General features: G+C 64.5%; 5 protein-coding genes and 1 pseudogene. 5 read left to right on the top strand and 1 reads right to left on the bottom strand.

Translation table 11 applies throughout. The annotated features are described in order from the left end of the window. The 5 genes from GSQ79_RS12500 to GSQ79_RS12480 all read left to right on the top strand — a co-directional run. On the top strand, positions 1–1,102 hold a 1,102-nt coding region (locus tag GSQ79_RS12500), incomplete at its 5' end, for a homospermidine synthase (RefSeq protein ID WP_246725290.1). Between the two features lie 220 nt (positions 1,103–1,322). Next, positions 1,323–1,961 (top strand): DUF1007 family protein, encoded by a 639-nt coding sequence (locus GSQ79_RS12495; protein WP_158809047.1) that lies wholly within the window; start codon positions 1,323–1,325, stop codon positions 1,959–1,961. A gap of 78 nt (positions 1,962–2,039) precedes the next feature. Continuing rightward, on the top strand, positions 2,040–3,098 hold the full coding sequence (locus GSQ79_RS12490) for a nickel/cobalt transporter (protein ID WP_246725289.1): 1,059 nt from the start codon (positions 2,040–2,042) through the stop codon (positions 3,096–3,098). A 273-nt stretch (positions 3,099–3,371) separates the two neighbouring features. Beyond that, positions 3,372–4,166 (top strand): hypothetical protein, encoded by a 795-nt coding sequence (locus GSQ79_RS12485; protein ID WP_158809045.1) that lies wholly within the window; start codon positions 3,372–3,374, stop codon positions 4,164–4,166. Positions 4,167–4,202: 36 nt separating this feature from the next. Beyond that, positions 4,203–5,150 (top strand): hypothetical protein, encoded by a 948-nt coding sequence (locus tag GSQ79_RS12480; protein WP_158809044.1) that lies wholly within the window; start codon positions 4,203–4,205, stop codon positions 5,148–5,150. Here the strand turns inward: GSQ79_RS12480 and GSQ79_RS12475 are convergent. Next, positions 5,147–5,672: pseudogene (locus GSQ79_RS12475) on the bottom strand (hypothetical protein); the annotation flags it as partial. The gene GSQ79_RS12480 and the pseudogene GSQ79_RS12475 overlap by 4 nt on opposite strands.

Here is a 5,672-nt window from a genome sequence, read left to right as displayed (position 1 = left end):
CACCGTCGCCGAGCCCTGGCCGGGTTTTTACACCGACACCTCGCTCACCGTCTCGCAGCGCTCGAATTATGCGCTCCGTGACGAGGTGCTCGAACTCAAGGCCGAGCTGGCGAAGACGCCCAACGGCGCTACCGCCGTGAACTGCTGCGGCGCCAATCCCGGCATGGTCTCCTGGTTCGTCAAGCAGGCGCTGCTCAACGTCGCCGCCGATTGCGGCATCAAGGCCGGCGACCCGCAGAGCCGTGAAGATTGGGCGAAGCTCGCGCAAAAGGTCGGCGTCAAGGGCATCCACATCGCCGAGCGCGACACCCAGCGCGCCGTCACGCCGAAGCCGATGGGCACCTTCGTCAACACCTGGTCGGTCGAAGGTTTTGTCTCGGAAGGCCTGCAGCCGGCCGAGCTTGGTTGGGGTACCCACGAAAAAACCCTGCCGCCGGAAGGCAAGCGCCACACCTTCGGGCCGGATTGCGCGATCTACCTGATGCGGCCGGGTGCCGGCACGCGGGTACGCTCGTGGTGCCCGACGCCCGGCGCCCAGCACGGTTTTCTCGTCACCCACAACGAGTCGATCTCCATCGCCGACTTCCTGACCGTGCGCGAGGGCAACAAAGTGGTCTATCGCCCGACCTGCCACTACGCCTACCGCCCGGCCGATGACGCCGTGCTGTCGCTCGACGAAATGGCCGGCTGCCAGTGGCAGCAGCAGAAGAAGAGCCACATTCTCGAGGAAAACGAGATCGTCGACGGCATCGACGAGCTCGGCGTGCTGCTCTACGGCCACGCCAAGAACGCCTATTGGTATGGCTCGCAACTCTCGATCGAGGAAACCCGCCGCATCGCGCCCTATCAGAACGCGACCGGCCTGCAGGTAACCTCCGCCGTGCTCGCCGGCATGGTCTGGGCGCTCGAAAACCCCACGCGTGGCGTGGTGGAAGCCGACGAAGTCGACTACAAGCGCTGCCTCGAAGTCCAGCGCCCCTACCTCGGCCCCGTCGTCGGCAAGTACACCGACTGGACGCCGCTGAAGGATCGCGGCGTGCTGTTCCCCGAGGACATCGACACCGACGATCCCTGGCAGTTCAAGAACATCATCGTGCGTTAAACCCAGTCGTCATTCCGGGGCGCGCCAACGGCGCGAACCCGGAATGGCGCATGCGGCTGATTCCGTGGTCCGCCACTCTCAGGCTTATGGAAGAACACCGGTTCCGGGTTCGGCTTTGCCGCCCCGGAATGACGTCGCAATCCTGACCTGTGAGCATCACATCCGCCTCGCTTTGGCCCGAACCCACGGCTAGACAGCGCACATGAAGCGGAGCGGCGGCATGAAACGTTTGGCATGGTGGGTGTGTCTCGGCCTGATCGCTCTCGCCACCCCGGCCCTCGCCCACCCGCACGTCTGGGTCGAGGCGCAGGAGGAGGTGCTGTTCGATCACGCCGGCAAGATGGGCGGCATCCGCAACACCTGGGTGTTCGACGAGATGTACTCCGCCTTCGCCGTGCAGGGGCTGGAGAAGGACGGCAAGCTCGCCTCGACCGCGGACCTTGCGCCGCTGGCCGAGACCAACGTCACCTCGCTCGCGGAATTCGACTACTTCACCTTCGCCAAGGTCGGCGGCGCCAAGCTGAAGTTCGGCAAGCCGATCGACTACACGCTCGAAGAGCGGGCCGACAAGCGCGTGGTGCTGCGCTTCACCCTGCCGCTGCTGGAGCCGGCAAAAATCACCCGCTTCATGTCGTTCCAGATCTATGACCCGACCTATTTCGTCGACTTCGAGCTCTCGGCCAAGGATCCCGTGGCGCTCGATGGGCCGCCGTCGGGCTGCTCGCAGAGCGTGCTCGGCGCCAACCCGCTACTCGTCGCCGACGGCCAGAAGCTGGCGAAGAGTTTTGACAGCGGCATCGCCCCCAGCGATGATTTCGCGGTGAAAATGGCGAGCCGCGTGATCGTTGCGTGCCCATAAAGGTCCGCAGCCAAGTCCCCCTCCCCCTTGCGAGGAGGGGGGTTTAGACTGCGGTAAGCTCGTATGAAGGACGTCTGTTTGCACCCGCTCTTAAAACTTAGCCTTCTCGCAACCCTTGCCCTGCTCGCGGCCGATGCCTCCGCGTTGGCGCAAACCATTCACCACCCCTTCGCGATCGGCGCCAACGAGGGGGCGGTCGGGCACCAGAACGCGCTCGGCGCCTGGATTCTCGGGCAGGAGAGCCGCTTCTATCTGCTGCTCACCGCGGCGATCCGCGCCACGCGCGACAGCGTCTGGGGCGCCCTCGGCCTCGTCGGCATCAGCTTCGCCTATGGCGTGTTTCACGCGGCGGGGCCGGGCCATGGCAAGGCTGTCGTCGCTTCCTACATGATTTCCAACGAGGTGGCGCTGCGCCGCGGCCTGGTGATCGCGCTGCTCGCCGCCCTGCTTCAGGCGGTCGTCGCCATCGCGCTGATCGGCACCGCGGCGCTAATCTTCCACGCCACGGCGCTGCGGATGACAGCCGCGGCGGAATGGCTGGAGTTTGCCAGCTACTGCGGAATCATCGCGCTCGGCCTCGCCCTGGTCTGGCGCAAGGGCCGTGCGCTGGTCTTCGCGCTGCGCCCGGCGCCGGTGCCGTCACTGATTCTCGCGAGCGCTTCGACCTCGACGATGATGTTCGATGCGCCGATTCGCGGCACCAGCCGCTTCTCCGTCGACGACGGCTCGGCGCAGCACGTCCACGGACCGGATTGCGGCCATGTCCACATGCCCGATCCCAGCGCGCTGTCTGCCGCGAGCTTTAACTGGCGGGTCGCCGCGGTGACGATTCTGACGGCCGGCGCCCGCCCCTGCTCCGGCGCGATCCTGGTGCTGGTGTTCGCCCTGGCGCAGGGGATGGTGTGGGCCGGCGTCGCCGCAACCCTCGCGATGGCGCTCGGCACGGCGGTGACAACCGGCGCGCTCGCCATCGCTGCCGTCTTCGCCAAGGATTTTGCCGTGCGCGTCTCCGGCGGCAGCAGCCCCCGCGGCGCGATCATTGGCCGCGTGGTCGAGCTGGTCGCCGCCGCCTGCGTCCTGGCCTTCGGCCTGGCGCTGCTGGCCGCCTCGCTCGACGGGGTGCATTTTACGGCGTGAACGCTTGGGGGGATACGGCAGACGCCGCCGTCCTCGCTGTCATTCCAGCCGAAGCGCAGCGAAGAGCCGGGATCCAGGAACCAGCGTATCGACGACGATCGACTGCTCGGGCACAGGCCCAACATGGCTTTTCGCGGCGATCCGGGAAACGAGAAACCGCTGAGTAATCACCCGATTGGGGGATGTGTGGGTCGCCTTTATGAGGCGTATTCAACCTCTGCCTGACGCCTAGCAGAGTAACCGGCCATGATCTTGTTTCCTGGGAAAGGGTTCGTGCGGCGCCCGCTGCCTTTCGGGGCGGGACACCGCATGCTCTCCCGTATAGCGCGGCAGGGTCTGATCGCCTTCTTGTGTATTCTGGCAGTCATCTCGGTACAGGATCGTTGCTTCGCGCAGTCGCCTCCCCTTGATCTCAGCGTCAGGGCGGCGCCCGGCGGCGTCGAACTTCTCTTCAGTTTCTCTTATCAGGCGGCAGGGCTCAGCATAACGCGGACCCCCGCATGGGCTCAGGGTCAAGGGCTGCAGCTCTTCAGCCTTTTCTTTCAAGACGGTAATTTGCCCGTCGACCCCGGCGGGGGCCTCGACCCCTATGTCTCGGCCGGAACAACTTATACTTACAGTGTCGTGTATCCTAACGATCCGTCCATCAAAGGTGTTGTGAGCATAAAATATGCTCCGGCATGTACGTTCATCGGGCATTGCCCGGCAGGGTCGGGCCAGCCGCCTCAATACACGATCAACTGTCAGCAACCGGCCGATTTCTACACGTCTCCCACGGCGACGCAGGCGACATCGAGCAGCACGACCAGCTTCAGCGGCGTCGGCCTCGTATTCCCATCCAGCGCGGCCTTCACCTACGCCTGCGTGCCGATCAGAGCCAACGACGTCTTTGGCGGCCCCGGTCCCTCAAGCGGTCTATGCAGCGGCTTCAGTCAAACAGTGAATGTATCGAACTGCCCCGTCCTCCCGCCGCCCAAGCCGATCACGACCTGCCAGCCGTGCATCGCCACCCACCGTCAGTGCATCAAACAAGGCAACGGCTTCGTCTGCAAGGGCAACGCGCAATAATGGTAGCCCTAAAAGAAATCATCGGGGAATCACGCGATGTTTTTTGTTAAAAACAAATCAATAAAGACACTGTGCCTAACAAGGGCAACCCACTCGTTATTTTCCACTATCTCTTTGTACTGCCTAAAAATAAACGCACCGCTATTGCTGGTCGGATTGCTGGTCGTTCCAATGTCGTGGACGCCGGCTTTTGCTCAAGCCATCCCTTTAAATCTCACCGCGAGACCAGTACCGGGTGGCATCGAGGTTCTCTACAACTCCGATTACAAGGATTGGTTTCTTACTGTCGCTCGCGTTCCGGCATGGGGACCGAATCAAAGTTTTCAGAGATTTAGCCTGTGGTTTCAGGATGCAAACCTGACCGCCGCTTTTTGGGGCGGCATGGATCCCTACGTTACAGTCGGGACGACCGATACTTACAGCTTTTCCTATCCCAACGATCCAGGCGTCAACGGCTCCGTTTCGATAAAATATGCGCCGGCCTGTACGTTTTCTGGACATTGCCCCGCTGGCGCCGGTCAGCCGCAACAGTACACCATCAATTGCCGACAGCCGGCGGATTTTTACACATCTTCGACCGAGACGCAGGCGGCAGCGGACAGCACAACGAACTTTAGCGGCGTTGGAATTACGTTTCCGTCCAGCACCGCCATCACGTTCGCCTGCGTTCCGATTACGATCGGCAGTCCCTTCGGCGGCCCTGGTCCGTCGAGCGGTTTGTGCAGCGGCTTCAGCCAGACTGTGAATGTTTCGAGTTGCCCCGTTCCTCCGCCGGTCAACCGATCACCAGTTGCGCCCCGTGCCTTGCGACGCACCGTCAGTGCATTCAGACCGGTAGCGTTTTCAGCTGCAAGGGGAACGCGCAATAGGGCGACGGCGGCGGTCGGGGCCCGCAGAACACCGGAAGCCCGCACGAAGTCCGCATCTATGAGCGTATGGCCCGCGCGCGGCGGCGCCGCGCCCGGGCGGCCGTTAATGGCCTAGAGTGACGCCTGCGTGTCGAGGTGCGCGGCGCGGCGCAGGCCGTAGATCGAGGGCCCCGCCAGGGCCGCGACAGGCACGATCGGCGTCGAAGCCGCCGGCTTCGTCTTGGACTCGCCGCGCAGCGCCGTCACCGCACGCAGCGCCAGGCCGCGCGGCGTCACGGCGTGGACGATGGCCTCATGCACGCTGGGGCGCAGGCTCACGGACGATTCCGTCGCCGCGAAAGCCAGCGCCGGGGTCGGGAGACGGCGGGGTTCGCCGCTGCCCTGGGTGATGATCGCCGGCAGGGCCGACTTGCGCAGCATCGGCACGCCGGCCGACGAGGTGATCAAGCCACCGATCGCGTCGGGGGCAGGACGCGCCACCGGCATCGGCAGGTCGCTGGCATCGGCCGAGGCCAGCTGGAGATGGAAATTGGCGCCGGGCCGTGTCGGCGGCAGCGGGATGTCGTCGGCCAGGGCGACCATCTCGGCCGGACGGCGCGGCGGCAGCGGGATCACGCTGTCGATGGCCTCGGGGTCT

The organism is Beijerinckia sp. L45 (assembly GCF_009765775.1).
In the GTDB taxonomy this organism is placed as follows: Bacteria; Pseudomonadota; Alphaproteobacteria; order Rhizobiales; family Beijerinckiaceae; genus RH-AL1.
This window is presented reverse-complemented; position numbering and strand designations above follow the sequence as displayed.